The organism is Isoptericola sp. NPDC019693, assembly GCF_044389085.1.
In the GTDB taxonomy this organism is placed as follows: Bacteria; Actinomycetota; Actinomycetes; order Actinomycetales; family Cellulomonadaceae; genus Isoptericola.
On record NZ_JBIRXP010000001.1, the window covers coordinates 1,118,107 to 1,133,877 of the forward strand.

Genomic DNA, 15,771 nt, shown 5'->3' on the forward strand with positions numbered 1-15,771 from the left:
GGCACACCGCTGCAAGCATCCTGGACCGCCCGTCAACCCCTTCCGGAACAAGCCCTGGCGCCCGCACGCGAGTACGGCACTGTCCGGGATATGACGCAGGGGTGTGAACCACCCCACTCGCCCGAGGCTTACGCGACCATCGAGCAACTGTTTAGGGTTGCCTTGCCTTAGTCGCCGCCGAGATTGTTTCGGCCTGTCCACCAGGAGCCGCAGTGCGCACCCGGTCCCGCCTCGTCCCGTCCCTCGCCGTCGCCGCGCTGGCGCTCGGCCTCGCCGCCTGCTCGTCGGACGACGCCGACACCTCCGAGGCCGCGCCCGACGCCTCCGCCTCGGCCGACGTCGCCGCGGGCGCTCCGGCCCCGGAGAACCTGCCCGAGGGCTGGACCTTCGCCGCCGGGTCGGACGTGCCGTCGGTCGAGGCCGAGCCCGCGCTGCCCGTGGACGTGGTGGACAGCACGGGCACGGAGGTCACCGTGACCGACGCGAGCAAGATCATCGTGGGCGGCGACGACGTCGCGGAGATCCTCGGCGGCCTGGGCCTCGCCGACCTCGTGTACGCAGCCCCGACCAACAGCGCGTCGGAGATCTCCCTCGCCGCGCCGGAGCAGTACGAGTTCAGCCAGGAGACCGGCACCGAGGGCCTGCTCTCGCTCGACGGCACCCTGTTCATCGGCAACAACACCGCCCGTCACGGCGACGTCGCGGAGCAGTTCCGCAAGGCCGGCGTGGACGCCGTCGTCGTCGACGACCAGCAGAGCACCGGCGACAAGATCCGTGCCGTCGCGTCCTACCTCGGCGTCGACGAGGCGGGTGAGGAGCTCGCCGCGGACGTCGACGCCCAGCTCGCCGAGGCGTCCGAGACGGCCGCCGACCTCGGCGACCTGCGCGTGCTCCAGGTGACGTCGTCCGGCGCGGGCGGCGCGAACGCCGTCGTCGGCACGGGCACCGCCGGGGCCGACGTCGCCGAGGCGCTGGGCGTGACCAGCGTGGGCGTCGAGGCGAAGCTGCGCGGGTTCTCGCGCGACTACAGCGACGAGGGCCTGCTGAGCACCGAGCCCGACGTGCTGCTGCTCGGCACCGCCGACCTCGAGGAGTGGGGCGGGCTCGAGGGCTTCGCCGCCGCCTTCCCGACGCTGCTCGACACCCCCGCCGGCCAGGCGAACCGCGTGATCGTCATGCCGGACGACCAGATCAAGGTGAGCGGCCCGGCCTCCGGCGCCGGTGCACTCGCCCTCGCGCAGGCGCTCGCCGAGACCGCGGAGTGAGCCGGCGCGACGGCGCCGTCCGCCGGGCGCCACTCGTCGCCGGCGTCGTCGGCGGCGGCGTGCTGCTGCTCGCCGCCGTCGTGCTCTCGATCGGCATCGGTCCGATCGGGCTCGCGCCGCGCGACGTGCTCGCCGTCGTCGCCCACGAGCTCTTCGGCGCGGGCGACGGCGGCGATCGCCTCGCCACGACCGTCGTCATGGACCTGCGGATGCCGCGCGTGCTGTTCGGCGCGCTGGCCGGCGCGGCCCTCGCGGCGTCGGGCGCGGCGCTGCAGAGCCTGTTCAACAACCCGCTCGCCGACCCCGGCGTCATCGGCGTGAGCGGCGGCGCGTCCGCCGGGGCGGTGCTGGCGATCGTCGCGCTGCCCGCCGCCGGCTCCACCTGGGCGGTGCCCGCCGCGGCGTTCGCCGGGGGCCTGCTCGCCACCGCCCTGATCTACGCGCTCGCCCGGCCCGGCCGCGGCACCGGCACGTCCCGGCTGCTGCTGGTGGGCATCGCGGTGGGCGCCGCGTGCGCGTCGGTCACCGGGTTCTGCACCTTCATGGCTGACGACGACCAGCTCCGCGACATCGTGTTCTGGCAGATGGGCTCGCTCGCCTCCGTGGACTGGACGGAGCTCGCGATCGGCGCCGTCGTCGTGGTGGCCGGCGTCGCCGTGCTGGTCGCCATGCACCGGCGCCTCGACATGCTGACCCTCGGCGAGCGGCAGGCCCGCCACCTGGGGCTGGACGTGACGCGGGCCCGGGCGGTGCTGGTCGTCGTCACCGCGCTGCTCACCGCCGTCACCGTGGCCTTCGCGGGGATCATCGGGTTCGTCGGCCTGGTGGTGCCGCACATCGTGCGGATGGCGTTCGGGCCCGCGCACCGCGCGCTGATCCCGATGTCCGCGATGGTGGGCGGCCTGCTCATCGTGCTCGCCGACACCGCCGCGCGCACCGTGGCGCCGCCGTCGGAGGTGCCGATCGGGCTGTTCACCTCGGCGCTCGGCGCGCCGTTCTTCCTGTGGCTCGTGCTGCGCGAGCGGCCGGGGGTGGGATCGTGACGGCGGTAGCGCAGGTCCCCGTCGTCCAGGCGCACGGCGTCGGGTTCCGCGTCGGGGAGCACACCCTGCTCGACGGCGTGGACCTGGAGCTGCACGGCGGCAGCGTCGTGGCGCTCGTCGGGCCCAACGGCGCGGGCAAGTCCACGATGCTCGGCCTCGTGTCCGGGGACCGGGTGCCGACGTCGGGCCGGCTGCTCGTCGCGGGCCGCGCTCCCGCCGACTGGAGGGCCGCGGACCTCGCGCGGCAGCGCTCGGTCATGGTGCAGCAGCACGACGTGCGGTTCGCGTTCAGCGTTCGGGAGATCGTCGCGATGGGCCGCATCCCGCACCGCGCCTCGGACCGGGACGAGTCCGTCGTCGACGCCGCGCTGGCGGACGCCGACCTCGAGGAGCTGGCGGGCCGCGACGCCACGACGCTGTCGGGCGGGGAGCTGGCGCGCACGGTCTTCGCGCGCGTGCTGGCGCAGGAGACGCCGCTGGTGCTGCTCGACGAGCCGACCGCCGCGCTCGACCTGCGCCATCAGGAGGCGGTGATGCGTACGTCCCGGCGCCTGGCCGACGCGGGCGCGTGCGTCGTCGTCGTGCTGCACGACCTCTCGCTCGCCGCCCGGTACGCCGACCGCGTCGCCATGTTCCACGGCGGCCGCCTGGTCGCCGACGGCGACCCGCGCGCCGTCATCACCGAGGAGCGCGTCGCCGAGGTCTACGGGCAGAAGGTCTGCGTGCTCGACCACCCGGTGTCCGGCCTGCCGCTGGTGGTTCCGGTATGACCGGCTGGGACGACTGGACCCCGCTCCCCCGGCCCGCCGGGCGCACCACGGTCGAGGTGCTCCGGGCACCGGAACCGCCGGCGGCGCCGCGGGACCGCCACAGCCCCGACGTCGTGCTGCGCCCGGACGGCCGGGCGCACGTGACGTTCCGGCTGCACGCGCCCGACGCGCGGGCGGTGGCGCTGGCCGCGAGCGGCTGGTGGCAGCCGCAACGCCCGGACGTCTGCGACCTCGCGCCCCGGCCCGACGGCTGGTGGCAGGGCACGTTCGACGTCCCCGACGACTGGGAGGCGAGCTACCGCTACCTGGTGCACGACGGCGGCCACGACGGGCGGCAGGACCCGGGCTGGTGGTCCCGCGGCCTGCGCGACCCGGACACCCCGGGCCGGACCGACCCCCTCAACCCGCGCGGCCACGGCGCCGGCCGCGGGCTGGCGAGCTCGGTCCTGTGGCTGCCCGGGGCAGGCGAGCGGCCCTGGCTCGACGGCTTCGGCGACACCTCCGCCGTCCCGCACCGGCTCGCCACGGGCGACGACGAGCCGCGCGCCTGGTGGTGGGCGCCCGAGCGACTCGCCAGGGAGCCGCTGCCGCTGCTCGTGCTGCTCGACGGCGAGGCGCACGCGGAGCGGCTCGGCACCGCGCGCGTGCTCGCGGACGCCGTCGCCGCCGGGGCGCTGCCGCCGACCGCGGTGGTCATGGTGGCCTCGGGCCCGGACCGCGCCCGCGTGCTCGGCGTGCCCGGCGGGGTCGCCCGCTGGGTGGGCGAGGTGCTGGTTGCACGGCTGCGGCGCGAGGGGCTGGGCGGGCACCGGCTCGACCCCGACCCCCGGCGCACCGTCGTCGCCGGGTCGAGCTTCGGCGGCCTGACCGCGCTGTTCACCGCCGCCCGATTCCCCGACGCCGTCGGCGCCGCCGTCGCCCAGTCGCCGTCGCTGTGGCGCTACGCGCCCGGCGCGCTCCTGGAGCCGCTGGCGCGCGTCGCGCCGCGGGTGCGGCTGCGCCTCCAGGCCGGCCGGTACGAGGGCACCGGCGCGACGGAGGAGCTGGCCCGCGGGCTGCTGCTCCGTGGCGCGGACGTGTCGTCCCAGGTCGTGTCCGGCGGCCACGACTGGGCGTGGTGGGTGCCGCGCACCGTGGAGGCGGTGGCCGGCCTGCTCGCCTGAGCCCTGCGTCCGGGCCGCTGGCGTGCCCGCGGCCGTCACGTTCGTCGAGCCGTTGCGGCGCGAGACGTCAGACGTTGAAGCCCAGCATGCGCAGCTGCTCGCGGCCCTCGTCGGTGATCTTCTCCGGGCCCCACGGCGGCATCCAGACCCAGTTGATGCGGAAGCCGTCGACGAGCCCCTCGAGCGCGGTGCCCGCTTGGTCCTCGATGACGTCCGTGAGCGGGCAGGCCGCCGACGTGAGCGTCATGTCGATCGTGGACATGTTGTTCTGGTCCACCTGGATGCCGTAGACGAGGCCCAGGTCGACGACGTTGATGCCCAGCTCAGGGTCGATGACGTCGCGCAGGGCCTCCTCCACGTCCGCCGCCGTGGTGGGGGTGGGGGCCGCGGCCGGTTCGGCGACGGGCGGGGCGACCGCGTCGGTCGTGTTCTCGGTCATCGTGTCCTCTCAGGTTCAGGCTCAGGTTCAGGTCGGCTTCAGCCCAGCGCGCCGCTGCGCGCCAGCGAGTCCTTGAGCGCCGCCCAGCCGAGCAGCGCGCACTTGATACGGGCGGGGTACTGCGAGACGCCGGTGAACGCGCTCGCGTCGCCGAGGGCGTCCAGCGCGTCCTCGTCGTCCAGACCCTTGCCCCGCGAGGCCATGAGGTCGTGGAAGACGGCGTCCAGGCGGGCGACGTCGGCCAGGTCGTGCCCGGTGACGAGCTCGGTCATCACGGAGGCGGAGGCCTGCGAGATGGAGCAGCCCTGCCCCTCCCACGAGACCCCGGCCACCGTCGACCCGTCGACGTCCACACGCAGCGTGATCTCGTCGCCGCACGTGGGGTTGACCTGGTGCGACTCCCCCGCCCGGTGGTCGCCGGGCGCCTCCACGAGCCCCCGGCCGTGCGGGCGCTTCGCGTGGTCCAGGATCACCTGCTGGTACATCTGCTCGAGCGAGCTCACTGCTTTCCTCTCCGCCTGCCGTCAGTCCACACCGAAGAACGCGCGCACGCCCGTCAATGCTTCCCGGAACGCGGCGATCTCCTCGGTGGTCGTGTAGACGGAGGCGGACGCGCGGGCCGTCGCCGCCACGCCGAACCGGCGGTGCAGCGGCTGCGCGCAGTGGTGCCCCACGCGCACGGCGATGCCCTTGTCGTCGAGCACCTGCCCCACGTCGTGGGCGTGCACGCCGTCCACGACGAACGAGACGACGGCGAGCCGGTCCTGCGCGTCGGCCGGGCCGACGATCCGCACGCCCGGGATCTCCCCGATGCGCACCAGCTCGGCCGCGAGCTCACGCTCGTGCTCGGCCACACGGTCCATGCCCAGCTCGCCCAGCCACTGCGCGGCCACGCCCATGCCGACGGCCTGCGCGACCATCTGCGTGCCCGCCTCGAACCGCTGCGGCGGAGGGGCGTAGGTCGTCTCGGCCATGGTCACGACCTCGACCATGGACCCGCCGGTCGTCACCGGAGGCATCGCCTCCAGGAGCTCGCGCCGGCCGTACAGGGCGCCGACGCCCGTGGGCCCGAGCATCTTGTGCGCGCTGAAGGCGGCGAAGTCCACGTCCAACGCGTGCAGGTCCACCGGCAGGTGCGGCACCGACTGGCACGCGTCGAGCACCGTGAGCGCACCGACCCGCTTCGCGGCGGCGACCAGCTCGGCCACCGGAGCCACGGCGCCGGTCACGTTCGAGACATGACCGAACGCCACCACCCGCGTGCGGTCGCTGATGACGCCCGCGACGTCCGACAGGTCGAGGCGCCCGTCGTCGTCGACGCCGAACCACCGCAGCACGGCGCCGGTGCGGGCGCACAGCTCCTGCCACGGCACGAGGTTCGCGTGGTGCTCCGCCTCCGTGACCACGATCTCGTCGCCCGGGGCGAGCCGGAACCGCTCGGCGGCGGCTCCCCCGCGCCCGGCGGTCGCGTTCGAGAACGCGTAGGCGACGAGGTTGAGGGCCGCGGTCGCGCCGGGCGTCCAGACGATCTCGCCCTCGTCCGCCCCGACGAAGCCCGCCACGGCCGTCCGGGCGTCCTCGAACGCCTCGGTCGCCTCCTCGGCGAGCTGGTGCGCGCCGCGGTGCACGGCCGCGTTGCGCTGCTCGTAGAAGTCGACCTCGGCCTCGAGCACCACGTTCGGCTTCTGCGAGGTCGCGGCAGAGTCCAGGTAGACGAGCGGCCGGCCACCCCGCACCGTGCGCCCGAGCAGCGGGAAGTCCGCCCGCACGGCCGCGAGCTCTGCCGCGGAGAGCGACGGGCGCACGGTGTCGGTGGTGGTCATGCTGTCCTCCTGGTGACGGCTCCTGGTCGAGGCTTCTCGACGAGGAGGTCAGGCCATCGTCGCGCCGGTGCCGACGTACTTGTCGTAGCCGTTCTCCTCGAGCTGCTCCGCGAGCTCGGGGCCGCCCTCCTCGGCGATCTTGCCGTCGACGAAGACGTGCACGAAGTCCGGCTTGATGTAGCGCAGGATGCGCGTGTAGTGCGTGATGAGCAGGACACCGACGTCGGTGTTCGCCTTGGCGCGGTTCACGCCCTCGGAGACGACGCGCAGGGCGTCGACGTCGAGGCCGGAGTCGGTCTCGTCGAGGATCGCGAAGTGCGGCTTGAAGAGCTCCATCTGCAGGATCTCGTGGCGCTTCTTCTCACCGCCGGAGAAGCCCTCGTTCACGGAGCGCTCGGCGAAGGTCGGGTCGATGCGGAGGTTCTCCATCGCACCCTTGACCTCCTTGCCCCACGTGCGCAGGGCGGGCGCCTCGCCGGCGATCGCGGTCTTGGCGGTGCGCAGGAAGTTCGCCACGGACACGCCGGGCACCTCGACCGGGTACTGCATGGCGAGGAACAGGCCGGCGCGGGCGCGCTCGTCGACCGTCATCGCGAGGATGTCCTCGCCGTCGAGCGTCACGGTGCCGGAGGTCACCGTGTACTTCGGGTGGCCGGCGAGAGCGGACGCGAGGGTCGACTTGCCGGAGCCGTTCGGCCCCATGATGGCGTGCGTCTCGCCCGAGTTGATGGTCAGGTCGACGCCGCGCAGGATCGGCTTGGCGCCTTCCTTGGTCTCGACGCTGACGTGCAGGTCGCGGATCTCCAGGGTGGGCATGCTTCGTGTCTCCAGGTCTGTGTTGCTGCGAAGAGTGGGGGTGGTCGAGGCGGTCACGACGCGACGGCGAGCCGCTCGTCGACGTCCACGAGGACGCGGTCGCCGTCGACGGTCACCGGGTACACCGGCACGGGCTGCGTCGCGGGGAGCTGGACCGGCTTGCCGGTGCGCAGGTCGAACTGCGAGCCGTGCAGCCAGCACTCGACCAGGCAGCCCTCGACCTCGCCGTCGGACAGCGAGACCTGCCCGTGCGAGCAGATGTCGGACAGGGCGTGCCAGTCGCCGTCCGCGTCGCGGACGACGGCGACCGGGACCGGGGCCCCGTCCGCGCCGTCGAGCTCCACGAGCATGGCCTCCTCGGGGGCGAGGTCGTCGGCCATGCAGGCCAGCTGAGCCGTCATCGGAGCCTCACTCCGCCGTCGTGGCCGCCGGCGCGACGCCGGTGATGACGCTCATCGACTTCTCGAGCTCGGCCTCGATCGAGGCGAGCAGGCGCTCCTCGACCGACTCGACGCCGATCTCCTCGATCAGCTCCGCGAAGAAGCCGCGCACGACGAGGCGGCGCGCGTCCACCTCGGGGATGCCGCGGGCCATGAGGTAGAAGAGCTGCTCGTCGTCGAACCGGCCGGTCGCCGACGCGTGCCCCGCGCCCTCGATCTCGCCCGTCTCGATCTCCAGGTTCGGCACGGAGTCGGCGCGGGCGCCGTCCGTGAGGACCAGGTTGCGGTTGAGCTCGTAGGTGTCGGTGCCCTCGGCCTCGGCCTGGATCAGCACGTCGCCGACCCACACCACGTGGGCGCCGGCGCCCTGCAGGGCGCCCTTGTAGGTGACGCGCGACTTGCAGCGCGGCACGGCGTGGTCCACGAACAGGCGGTGCTCCTGGTGCTGGTCCGCGTCCGCGAAGTACAGGCCGACCATCTCGACCTCGCCGCCCTCGCCGGTGAACGTGGCGTCCGGGGTGAGGCGGACGACGTCGCCGCCGAAGGTCACGACGACGTGCTTGAGCTTGGCGTCGCGGCCGATGCGGGCACGGTGGCTGGAGGCGTGCACGGCACCGTCGGCCCAGTCCTGGACGCTGACGACGGTGAGGTGCGCGCCCTCGTCGACGACGATCTCGACGGTCTGGTTGAGGGTCGCGTCACCGCGGTGGTCGAGGACGACGACGCCCTCGGCGTGGTGCTCGGCGTGCACCAGCAGGTGCTGGGCCGTGAGGTCCTTCGTCGCGCCCTCGACCCGCACGGAGGTGACGTCGCTGGCGACGGCCTCGGCGGGGAGCGTGATGACGGTCGCCTCGGTGGCCGCGTTCCACGCGGTCACGGCGGTGCGGTCGCCCGGCTTGCCGGTCGTGCCCAGGCGCGGGTCGTCCTTGCCGACGATCTCGACCTTGGCCTCGGGGGCCTCGACGACGGTCGTCAGGACGCCGCCGGCGCCGTGCTCCTCGCCGAACAGCGGCTGGAGCCGCGCGACGGGCGAGAACCGCCACTCCTCCTCGCGCCCGGTGGGCACGGGGATGTCGGCCAGGTCGAACGACGTCTTGCGCTCGGCGCGCGAGCCCGCCGGCACGACGCCGTGGGAGTGGGCGCCGTCGGCCACGGCGCGGGAGTGATCCGTGGACAGATCAGTGGTAGCAGTCATTTCAGCCGACGGACCCTTCCATCTGCAGCTCGATGAGGCGGTTGAGCTCGAGCGCGTACTCCATGGGCAGCTCGCGCGCGATGGGCTCGACGAACCCGCGCACGATCATGGCCATCGCCTCGGTCTCCTCCATGCCTCGGGACATGAGGTAGAACAGCTGGTCCTCGCTCACCCGCGAGACCGTCGCCTCGTGCCCCATGGACACGTCGTCCTCGCGGACGTCGACGTACGGGTAGGTGTCGGACCGGGAGATCTGGTCGACCAGCAGCGCGTCGCACAGCACGGTCGACGCGGAGTGCTTGGCGCCCTCGAGCACCTGCACCAGGCCGCGGTACGACGTGCGGCCACCGCCACGGGCGACCGACTTCGAGACGATCGACGACGACGTGCGGGGCGCGGCGTGCACCATCTTGCAGCCGGCGTCCTGGTGCTGGCCCTCGCCCGCGAAGGCGATGGACAGCGTCTCACCGCGGGCGTGCTCGCCCAGCAGGTAGATCGCCGGGTACTTCATGGTCACCTTGGAGCCGATGTTGCCGTCGACCCACTCCATGGTGGCGCCCTCGGCGGCCGTGGCGCGCTTGGTCACCAGGTTGTACACGTTGTTCGACCAGTTCTGGATGGTCGTGTAGCGCACGCGGGCGTTCTTCTTCACGACGATCTCGACGACCGCGGAGTGCAGCGAGTCGCTCGAGTAGATCGGCGCGGTGCAGCCCTCGACGTAGTGCACGTAGGAGCCCTCGTCCGCGATGATCAGCGTCCGCTCGAACTGGCCCATGTTCTCCGTGTTGATGCGGAAGTAGGCCTGCAGCGGGATCTCCACGTGCACGCCCGGCGGCACGTAGACGAACGAGCCGCCCGACCACACGGCCGAGTTCAGCGCGGCGAACTTGTTGTCACCGGCAGGGATGACCGTGCCGAAGTACTCCTGGAACAGCTCCGGGTAGTCGCGCAGGCCGGTGTCGGTGTCGACGAAGATGACGCCCTGGGCCTCGAGGTCCTCGCGGATCTGGTGGTACACGACCTCGGACTCGTACTGGGCGGCGACGCCGGCCACGAGGCGCTGCTTCTCCGCCTCGGGGATGCCGAGCCGGTCGTAGGTGGCGCGGATGTCCTCGGGCAGGTCCTCCCAGCTGGCGGCCTGCTTCTCCGTGGAGCGCACGAAGTACTTGATCCGGTCGAAGTCGATCCCGGTGAGGTCGGCGCCCCAGTTCGGCATCGGCTTCTTGTCGAAGAGGCGCAGCGCCTTCAGGCGCGCCTTGCGCATCCACTCGGGCTCGTTCTTGAGCTCCGAGATGTTCTTGACGACGTCCTCGTTGAGGCCGCGCTGCGCAGCCTCGCCCGCGGCGTCGCTGTCGCGCCAGCCGTACTCGTACGCACCGATCGAGTCGATGATCTCGTCATCGGACCGCTTCTCGGTGCCCTGCGCCAAAGCCGCCTGGGCGGCGTCCTGGGTGGGAGCGCTCATCGTGTTCCTTCCTGCGTGCCGCTCGTGCGGTGGGCCGGGGTGGGGAGGTTCTGGGGCGTGGCGTGCACGGAGACCGTCGGGACGTTCGTGACGCACGCGTGCGCGCCGCCTGCGATGGTGGCCAGGCGTTGGACGTGGGTGCCGAGCAGCTCGGAGAACGCGCGGGCCTCGGCCTCGCACAGCTCGCCGAACTCCTCCGCGACGTGCTGCACCGGGCAGTGGCCCTGGCACAGCTGGACGGTCGGCAGGAGCGGTCCTGCGACCGGGCGGACCGAGGCGGCGTACCCGTCGGCCGAGAGGAGACCCGCGAGCTGCTCCGCGCGCTCCTGCGGGTCGGTAGCCGTGAGCCGCGGTGCGTACCGCGCCACGACGGCGTCGTACCGGTCGGCGGCGAACCGCGCCACGGCGTCCGTGCCGCCCGTCTCGCGCAGGTAGCGCATGACCTGCGCCGCGAGCTCGGAGTACCCGCCGGCGAGGTCGGACTGGCCGCGCGCGCTCACGACGTACCGCCGCGCCGGGCGCCCGCGCCGCCCCGACGCCGGGCCGGCGTCGTGCACGGCGATGGTGCCGTCGTCCTCGAGGCAGGCCAGGTGGCGGCGGACGGCCGCCGGGGTGAGGCCGAGCCGGTCGGCGAGCTCGCCGGCGGTCACCGGCCCCTCGCCGGCGACGAGCTCGAGGACGCGACGTCGGGTGGTGCCGTCCGCCTCGGGGGCGCCGTCCAGGGCGACCCGGGCAGGCGGCTCGACGGGCGCGGGCGTGCGGTCGGTCGTGCTCGTCGGCATGCGCTCACCCCCGTGCGGCTCGTGGACCACCAGGGGCAAACCTCACCCCGGCGGAGACGTCGATATAGGGAACATCCTTGTTGCGTAATCCAGGATGTCAAGCAAGGCAAGCCTCACCGGGACCCTCTCGGGGCCGGGTGTCGCGAACATCACTCGTCGGTGACGATCCGGCCCTCGATGACCTCGCCGGGGCGGGTTCCCGCCCCCGGGCCGGTCCCCTGGCGCCCGAGCTGCCGCAGCTTCATGCCCAGGGCGACCATGACGATGCCGATGACCACGGCGAACACGCCGATCACGATCGACAGCCCGACGATCGCCTTGGGCGGGTTGGCGAAGCACACGACCGCGAGCGCCACCAGCAGCAGGCCCGCGACCAGGTTCCACACCCACGACGCCCCACCGCGCCGGCGCATCGCCGGGACGACGAACAGCTGCAGCAGACCGAAGACCAGCGCCCAGATGGCCACGAGGATGAGCACGACGCCGAGGAACACCTTCGGCAGGAGCAGCAGCAGGGCGCCGAAGACCAGCGCCACGATCCCGACGCCCGTGTTGACCGAGCCCGCCGAGGTGCCGCGTCGCCGGATCCCGTCCACGATGCTGACGAGGCCGTCGACCAGCACGAACACCCCGAACACCTGGACCAGCGCCGTCGGCGTCTTGTCGGGCAGGAAGATCGCCAGCAGCCCGAACAGCAGCGCGAGCACGCCCCGCACCACCGGCCAGTACCAGAGCCGTCGCGCCAGGGCGGCGACGTCCTGAGGCGGCGTGAACGCGTAGAAGGTCATGTCCGTCGTGCTCCTCGGGTCGAACGACCGTGCGCCGCCCGGCCGGGCGACGTCCGTAGAATCTTCCGGTGCCCACCTCGATCGCGCCATCGGGCGCGGACGGCGTCACGCCGCCCGCGCACCCTGCCGAGGACCCGCGCGCCCGTGCCGGCCGGCCCGCTGCCGAGGCCGCCGTCCACGTGCGGGGCCTGGTCAAACGTTACGACGGGCGCGACGTCGTCGCAGGCCTGGACCTGGTCGCCGACGCCGGCGCGGTCACGGCCGTGCTCGGGCCCAACGGCGCCGGCAAGACCACGACGGTCGAGTGCTGCGAGGGCCTGCGCTCCCCCGACGGCGGCACGGTCCGCGTGCTCGGCCTCGACCCCGTGGCGGACGCCCGCGCGCTGCGCCCGCGCGTCGGCGTCATGCTGCAGGACGGCGGGCTGCCCACCGGCGCCCGCGCCGGCGAGGTGCTGCGACACGTCGCGTCGATGTACGCCGCGCCGCGGGACCTGGGCGAGCTCGGGGAGCGCCTCGGCCTCGGCTCCTTCGCCAGGACCACGGTGCGCCGCCTCTCGGGCGGGCAGCGCCAGCGGCTGTCCCTCGCCGCGGCGGTCGTCGGACGGCCGGAGGTCGTCTTCCTCGACGAGCCCAGCGCCGGCATGGACCCGCAGAGCCGCCACGCCGTGTGGGACCTGGTGCGTGAGCTGCGCGACGAGGGCACCGCCGTCGTCCTCACGACGCACCTCATGGACGAGGCGGAGGACCTCGCCGACCGCGTGCACGTGGTGGACCACGGCCGTGTCATCGCCAGCGGCAGCGTGCCCGACCTCCTCTCCCCCGACGCGCAGGACGACCGGACGCTGCGGTTCGACGCCGCAGCGGGCCTGGACCCGACCTCCCTCGCGGCCGCCCTGGGCTCCACCGGCGAGGCCGGCCCCTGGGCGGTGAGCGAGCCGCAGGCCGGCTCGTACGTCGTCACCGGCCCCGCGGGGCCGCGCGCCCTCGCCGCCCTCACGGCGTGGCTCGCCGACCAGGACGTCCTCGCCAGCAGGCTCACCGTGGGCCGGCGCACCCTCGAGGACGTCTTCCTCGACCTGACGGGACGGCACCTGCGATGACCACCACCACGGGCTCTGCCCCCGCCCTCGCCGCGCCCGCGTGGCGGCGCGTGCTCTCCCAGACCGGTTTCGAGACCCGGGCCGTGCTGCGCAACGGCGAGCAGCTGCTCGTCACGATCGTGCTGCCGGTCCTGGTGCTGCTCGGCCTGACGCGGACCAGCGTCATCGAGATCGACACCGGCGGCCTGGCCCGCATCGACTTCGTGACGCCCGGCGTCCTCGCGCTCGCCTGCGTCTCGACGGCCTTCACCTCGCAGGCCATCGCCACCGCGTTCGACCGCCGCAACGGCGTGCTGCGCCTGCTGGCGACCACGCCGCTCGGCCGTGGGGGTCTCCTCGCCGGCAAGCTGCTCGGCGTCCTGGCGGTCGAGATCGTCCAGGTCGTGGTCGTGGGCGCGGTCGCGCTGGCACTGGGCTGGCAGCCCGCGGCCGGGGGGATCCTGCCGGCGGCGGGCGTGGGGCTGCTCGGCACGGCGTGCTTCACCGCGCTGGCGCTGCTGCTGGCGGGCACGCTGCGTGCCGAGGGCGTGCTGGCGCTCGCCAACCTGGTTCTGGTGCTGCTCGTCGTGGGCGGGGGACTGCTGGTGCCCCCCGGGCAGCTCCCGGGTCCGCTCGAGCACCTCGCGACCTTCCTGCCCTCGGGCGCCCTCGGCGAGGCGATGCGCGGCGCCCTGCTCGGGACAGGCGTGCCCGCGCTCGCGCTCGGCGTGCTCGCCGTCTGGACCGCCCTCTTCTCTTGGGCCGCCGCCCGCTTCTTCCGCTGGCAGTGACGCCGTCGCCCTGACGGGTCGTCGACCGGGCCAAGGTCACACCGCGAGGCCGCCCGAGGCGCCGGAGCGGCGTTCGGCTGGCGATACCGTGGACCCGTGACCTCGCCGAGCCCCGCCGTGCCCGCCCCCGAGGCGGGCGCCGGCGCCACGCCCGACCGGACCGACCGCCCCGACCGCCTCGCCCGGTTCCGCCCGTGGACCCGCGGCGTGCTGCTGGCGAACGTCATCGGGCAGATCCTCATCATCGGCACGGGCGGCGCGGTCCGCCTCACCGACTCGGGGCTCGGCTGCTCCACCTGGCCGATGTGCGAGCCGGGTCACTTCACCCCCGTCTTCCACGAGGCGTCCTCGATCCACTCCTACGTCGAGTTCGGCAACCGGACGATGACGGGCGTGCTCAGCGTCGTCGCCGTCCTGGTCCTGCTCCTGGTCTGGACGGACCGCAGGCGGTCCGAGTCGTACCGCGCGCTCGGCATCGTGCCGCTCGCGGGCGTGCTCACCCAGGCGGTCATCGGCGGGATCGTGGTGCTGCTGCACCTGCACCCCGGCTGGGTCTCCCTGCACTTCGGCGTCTCCGCGGCGCTGGTCTGGTTCAGCGCGTACCTGCTGCACCGGCACGGTGAGGGCGACGGCCCCCCGCGGCGTGTCGCGGGCCGCGGCGTCGCGACCGTCGGCGCCCTGCTCGGCCTGCTGCTGATCCCCGTGGTCACGCTCGGGGTGCTCGTCACGGGCTCCGGCCCGCACTCCGGCGACACCGAGGTCGGCTACCGCCTCGCGCTCGACCCGCTGACCATGACGCGCGCCCACTCCGCGAGCGTGTGGCTGTTCCTCCTCACTCTCGTCGTGCTGCTGGTGCTGCTGCACCGCGCCCCCTCCGGGCCTCGCGTGGGCGCCGCCCGGACCGGCGCCTGGGTGCTGCTCGCGGTCACCCTGGCCCAGGGCCTCATCGGCTACGTGCAGTACTTCACCGGGCTGCCCGAGCTGCTCGTCGGGTTCCACCTCGTCGGCGCCGGCTGCCTCACGTGGGCCACCGCGAACGCCGTCCTGAGGCTGCGCACCCGCGCCTGACCTGCCCGTCGCCGCGCTACGGTGCACCCGTGCGTATCGAGGTCGACGGCCGCCCCGCGACGGCCGAGCAGGTCGCGTCCACGGACGGCCACTTCACCGCCATGCAGGTGCGCGGCGGCGGGGTCCAGGGCCTGGCACACCACCTGAGCCGGCTCGACGCGGCGCACCGGGAGATCTTCGGGCAGCCGCTCGACGGCGACCGCGTGCGCCACCTCGTGCGGCACGCGCTGGCCGGGCAGGCCGACGCCTCCGTGCGGGTCGTGCTGCGCGACCCCGAGCACGTCGCCGTCCAGGTGGCCGACCCGCGCCGCCCGCCCGCCCACCCGCAGCACCTGCGCTCCGTGCCCTACCTGCGCCCGTTCGCCCACCTCAAGCACCTGGGCGGCTTCGCCCAGGCCGAGTGGGCCCGCCGGGCGCGCCGGGAGGGCTACGACGACGCGCTGCTCGTCGGGCCGGACGGCGCCGTGGCCGAGTCGACGACCGCGAACGTGGGCTTCCTCGAGCCGGACGGCGACGTCGTCTGGCCCACGGCGCCGCACCTGCGCGGCACCGGCCTCGCCCTCGTGGCGGCGACGTCGCCGAGCGGCTCGCGCCCCGTGCACCTGCAGGACCTGGCCGGCGTCGCCGGGGCGTTCCTCGTGAACTCGATCGGGATCGTCGCCGTGGCCTCCGTCGACGGCGCGCCCCTGCCGGACGCGGCCGCGCGCGTCGAGGCGGTCCGGTCCGCGGTCGCCGCCGTGCCGTGGGACGCCGTCTAGCTCCTCCCGGCAGCGACGTCCGGTGACGTCGGGCGGCGTGGGACCGCGTGACAGCGCCGTGACAGCGCGCTGCGAGCGCCGCCACG

Annotated in this window: 17 protein-coding genes; 8 read left to right on the plus strand and 9 right to left on the minus strand. The window is 74.0% G+C overall.

The window, feature by feature from the left end; genetic code table 11:
- Window positions 1-212 precede the first annotated feature (212 nt).
- From ACH436_RS05205 to ACH436_RS05220, 4 genes are read left to right on the plus strand one after another with little or no spacing between them, the layout of a single operon-like run.
- Entirely contained in the window at window positions 213-1,265 is a 1,053-nt protein-coding gene (locus ACH436_RS05205; protein WP_430559089.1) for an ABC transporter substrate-binding protein, read from the plus strand.
- Complete coding sequence (locus ACH436_RS05210; protein ID WP_430559090.1) at window positions 1,262-2,308, plus strand: FecCD family ABC transporter permease; 1,047 nt, start codon at window positions 1,262-1,264, stop codon at window positions 2,306-2,308. The genes ACH436_RS05205 and ACH436_RS05210 overlap by 4 nt, the downstream gene beginning before the upstream one ends.
- A complete protein-coding gene (locus tag ACH436_RS05215; protein ID WP_430559091.1) occupies window positions 2,305-3,078 on the plus strand; it encodes a heme ABC transporter ATP-binding protein in 774 nt (257 codons plus the stop codon). The genes ACH436_RS05210 and ACH436_RS05215 overlap by 4 nt, the downstream gene beginning before the upstream one ends.
- Window positions 3,075-4,241 carry an alpha/beta hydrolase-fold protein gene (locus tag ACH436_RS05220; RefSeq protein ID WP_430559092.1) on the plus strand — a complete coding sequence of 389 codons (1,167 nt, stop codon included), beginning with the start codon at window positions 3,075-3,077 and terminating at the stop codon, window positions 4,239-4,241. The genes ACH436_RS05215 and ACH436_RS05220 overlap by 4 nt, the downstream gene beginning before the upstream one ends.
- Before the next feature lie 67 nt (window positions 4,242-4,308).
- Here ACH436_RS05220 and ACH436_RS05225 read toward each other — a convergent pair whose 3' ends face one another.
- The 9 genes from ACH436_RS05225 to ACH436_RS05265 form a co-directional block, all read right to left on the minus strand.
- Window positions 4,309-4,680: a metal-sulfur cluster assembly factor gene (locus ACH436_RS05225; RefSeq protein ID WP_430559093.1), complete on the minus strand. Its 372-nt coding sequence runs from the start codon at window positions 4,678-4,680 to the stop codon at window positions 4,309-4,311.
- 38 nt (window positions 4,681-4,718) lie between these two features.
- Entirely contained in the window at window positions 4,719-5,183 is a 465-nt protein-coding gene (gene sufU, locus ACH436_RS05230) for a Fe-S cluster assembly sulfur transfer protein SufU (protein WP_430559094.1), read from the minus strand.
- Between the two features lie 21 nt (window positions 5,184-5,204).
- Complete coding sequence (locus ACH436_RS05235; protein ID WP_430559095.1) at window positions 5,205-6,503, minus strand: cysteine desulfurase; 1,299 nt, start codon at window positions 6,501-6,503, stop codon at window positions 5,205-5,207.
- A 48-nt stretch (window positions 6,504-6,551) separates the two neighbouring features.
- Window positions 6,552-7,319 carry a Fe-S cluster assembly ATPase SufC gene (gene sufC, locus ACH436_RS05240; RefSeq protein WP_430559096.1) on the minus strand — a complete coding sequence of 256 codons (768 nt, stop codon included), beginning with the start codon at window positions 7,317-7,319 and terminating at the stop codon, window positions 6,552-6,554.
- A gap of 53 nt (window positions 7,320-7,372) precedes the next feature.
- On the minus strand, window positions 7,373-7,720 hold the full coding sequence (locus tag ACH436_RS05245; RefSeq protein WP_430559097.1) for a non-heme iron oxygenase ferredoxin subunit: 348 nt from the start codon (window positions 7,718-7,720) through the stop codon (window positions 7,373-7,375).
- A 7-nt stretch (window positions 7,721-7,727) separates the two neighbouring features.
- Window positions 7,728-8,954, minus strand: a complete 1,227-nt coding sequence (gene sufD / locus ACH436_RS05250) for a Fe-S cluster assembly protein SufD (RefSeq protein WP_430559098.1) — start codon at window positions 8,952-8,954, stop codon at window positions 7,728-7,730.
- A gap of 1 nt (window position 8,955) precedes the next feature.
- Window positions 8,956-10,419 (minus strand): Fe-S cluster assembly protein SufB, encoded by a 1,464-nt coding sequence (sufB, locus tag ACH436_RS05255; protein WP_430559099.1) that lies wholly within the window; start codon window positions 10,417-10,419, stop codon window positions 8,956-8,958.
- The gene (locus ACH436_RS05260) at window positions 10,416-11,201 is read right to left on the minus strand and encodes a helix-turn-helix transcriptional regulator (protein ID WP_430559100.1); all 786 of its coding nucleotides are present in this window, start codon (window positions 11,199-11,201) and stop codon (window positions 10,416-10,418) included. Before ACH436_RS05260 ends, sufB begins: the two co-directional genes overlap by 4 nt.
- A 149-nt stretch (window positions 11,202-11,350) precedes the next feature.
- Window positions 11,351-11,989: an HdeD family acid-resistance protein gene (locus ACH436_RS05265; RefSeq protein ID WP_430559101.1), complete on the minus strand. Its 639-nt coding sequence runs from the start codon at window positions 11,987-11,989 to the stop codon at window positions 11,351-11,353.
- 68 nt (window positions 11,990-12,057) lie between these two features.
- Between ACH436_RS05265 and ACH436_RS05270 the strand changes: the two genes are divergently transcribed.
- The 4 genes from ACH436_RS05270 (at window position 12,058) to ACH436_RS05285 (ending at window position 15,685) form a co-directional block, all read left to right on the plus strand.
- Window positions 12,058-13,089, plus strand: a complete 1,032-nt coding sequence (locus ACH436_RS05270; RefSeq protein WP_430559102.1) for an ABC transporter ATP-binding protein — start codon at window positions 12,058-12,060, stop codon at window positions 13,087-13,089.
- Window positions 13,086-13,859 carry an ABC transporter permease gene (locus tag ACH436_RS05275; protein WP_430559103.1) on the plus strand — a complete coding sequence of 258 codons (774 nt, stop codon included), beginning with the start codon at window positions 13,086-13,088 and terminating at the stop codon, window positions 13,857-13,859. Before ACH436_RS05270 ends, ACH436_RS05275 begins: the two co-directional genes overlap by 4 nt.
- 96 nt (window positions 13,860-13,955) lie before the next feature.
- Window positions 13,956-14,927: a heme A synthase gene (locus tag ACH436_RS05280; RefSeq protein WP_430559104.1), complete on the plus strand. Its 972-nt coding sequence runs from the start codon at window positions 13,956-13,958 to the stop codon at window positions 14,925-14,927.
- A 29-nt stretch (window positions 14,928-14,956) separates the two neighbouring features.
- Entirely contained in the window at window positions 14,957-15,685 is a 729-nt protein-coding gene (locus ACH436_RS05285) for an aminotransferase class IV (protein WP_430559105.1), read from the plus strand.
- Window positions 15,686-15,771 lie beyond the last annotated feature (86 nt).

Coding starts and splice junctions, on each gene's coding strand:
- ACH436_RS05220 (WP_430559092.1), top strand. CDS start 3,075: ATGACCGGCTGGGACGACTGGACCCCGCTCCCCCGGCCCGCCGGGCGC.
- ACH436_RS05225 (WP_430559093.1), bottom strand. CDS start 4,680: ATGACCGAGAACACGACCGACGCGGTCGCCCCGCCCGTCGCCGAACCG.
- ACH436_RS05235 (WP_430559095.1), bottom strand. CDS start 6,503: ATGACCACCACCGACACCGTGCGCCCGTCGCTCTCCGCGGCAGAGCTC.
- sufC (WP_430559096.1), bottom strand. CDS start 7,319: ATGCCCACCCTGGAGATCCGCGACCTGCACGTCAGCGTCGAGACCAAG.
- ACH436_RS05245 (WP_430559097.1), bottom strand. CDS start 7,720: ATGACGGCTCAGCTGGCCTGCATGGCCGACGACCTCGCCCCCGAGGAG.
- sufD (WP_430559098.1), bottom strand. CDS start 8,954: ATGACTGCTACCACTGATCTGTCCACGGATCACTCCCGCGCCGTGGCC.
- sufB (WP_430559099.1), bottom strand. CDS start 10,419: ATGAGCGCTCCCACCCAGGACGCCGCCCAGGCGGCTTTGGCGCAGGGC.
- ACH436_RS05260 (WP_430559100.1), bottom strand. CDS start 11,201: ATGCCGACGAGCACGACCGACCGCACGCCCGCGCCCGTCGAGCCGCCT.
- ACH436_RS05265 (WP_430559101.1), bottom strand. CDS start 11,989: ATGACCTTCTACGCGTTCACGCCGCCTCAGGACGTCGCCGCCCTGGCG.
- ACH436_RS05275 (WP_430559103.1), top strand. CDS start 13,086: ATGACCACCACCACGGGCTCTGCCCCCGCCCTCGCCGCGCCCGCGTGG.